We start from the raw sequence: 1,613 nt of genomic DNA on the forward strand, positions 1-1,613 counted from the left end.
GGGTAATTGCGCCCAGCTCACCAGAGCTTTATGACACTCCTGTTGCAGTGGGGGAGGTCAATTGGGCTCAGGCAAGCGTGCGGTTTTTTTCACTTGGGGTTAAACGCTGCCGTTGCATGCGGCCTACGCCGTTTTATCGGCGGGTCATTTCAGCCCATTCCCTGCGTAAAACCCCGGCAAACCCCCGGTTTTACTGGCTTGGCCGCTGTGCCTGTCACAGAAGCGTCATAGCCGCTGCCTAGCGTGTCGCTCCACTTGCCGGGTTAACGCCTGGCCTTTGCGACCATATGGGGAGTTACCGATGACGTTGAATTTCCGCAGTCCGGCCCGCCGTGCCGGGCACGCGCTCAGCGCCCTGACCTTGGCCATTGCCGCCAGCGCGGTATTGGCCGCCGAGCCTGCACCTGAAGTGTTGGCCGACGATGACACCGAGCACGTCAATGTGGTCGGCCAAGCCGTCAGCATGGACAAGGCGCTAAAAGAACAACGCAAGGCCGACACGGTAAAAAGCGTGGTCAGCGCCGATGGTGTAGCCCAGCTACCGGATGAGAACGTGGCCGAAGCCGCGCAGCGTTTGCCCGGTGTCAGCGTCGAGCGCGACCAGGGCGAAGGCCGCTTTGTCAGCGTGCGTGGCCTGGGCCCGGACCTGAATAGCGTGAGCATCAACGGCACCCTGATTCCCTCGCCCAACAGCGGCACCCGCGCCGTGGCGCTCGATGTGTTGCCCTCGGAATTGGTGCAGTCGCTGAGCGTGGTCAAAACCCTCACCCCGGACATGGACGCCAACTCCTTAGGCGGCACCATCGAAGTACAAAGCCTGTCGGCATTCGACCACAAAGGTCTGTTCTATACCGGCAGCGTGGAAGGCAGTCACGACGACAACACCGGGCAGAACAGCCCAAAAATCTCCGGCGCTGCCAGTAACCGTTTTAGCCTGGGCGATGGCACCGATAATTTTGGCGTGGCGGCAGCCCTTAGCTGGGGCGAGCGCGATTTCGGTTCGGATAACGTCGAAACCGGCGGCGCCTGGGATTTCAGCGATGGCGCCAAGCTGGAGAAATTCGAGCAGCGCGATTACGACATTACCCGCGAGCGCACCGGCCTGGGCCTGAACTTCGATTACCAAGCCGACGACTACAACAGCTATTACCTGCGCACCCTCTATAGCCGCTACAAAGACAGCGAAACCCGTAATGCCGCGGGCGTTGAATTTGCCGATGCCCAGGCCGCCGGTGAGAGCGGCGACAGTGAAGGCTTTCGCGAGCTGAAGAGCCGCGAAGAAACGCAGAAAATCCAGAGCTATGTGCTCGGCAGCGAACACCTGCGCGGCGACTGGACCATCAATGCCCAGGCCGGCTGGAGTGAGTCCAGCGAAGACAGCCCCGGCCATATTGCCTCGGCCACCTTTGAGGGCCTGAATGATTTCAGCGACAGCGGCTTTAGCAGCACCACCAAACCGCGCCTGAATATCGGCAGCGACTTCTATAACCCGGCCAACTTCGAACTCGACAGCGTGGAGTGGGAAGAGCAAAACACCACCGACACCGAGAAAAATATCAAGCTGGACTTCGCCCGCGACTACGACCTGGCCGGCAACAGCGCCCAGGTGAAAT

1 protein-coding gene is annotated in these 1,613 nt (G+C 60.5%); it reads left to right on the top strand.

The window, feature by feature from the left end; all coding sequences use genetic code 11:
* Window positions 1–301: 301 nt before the first annotated feature.
* Window positions 302–1,613 (top strand): TonB-dependent receptor plug domain-containing protein (locus AAAB16_RS02215; RefSeq protein ID WP_340661864.1); only part of this gene is annotated, 1,312 nt, incomplete at its 3' end.

The sequence above is a fragment of the Pseudomonas sp. genome, from assembly GCF_037994325.1.
Lineage (GTDB): Bacteria > Pseudomonadota > Gammaproteobacteria > Pseudomonadales > Pseudomonadaceae > Aquipseudomonas.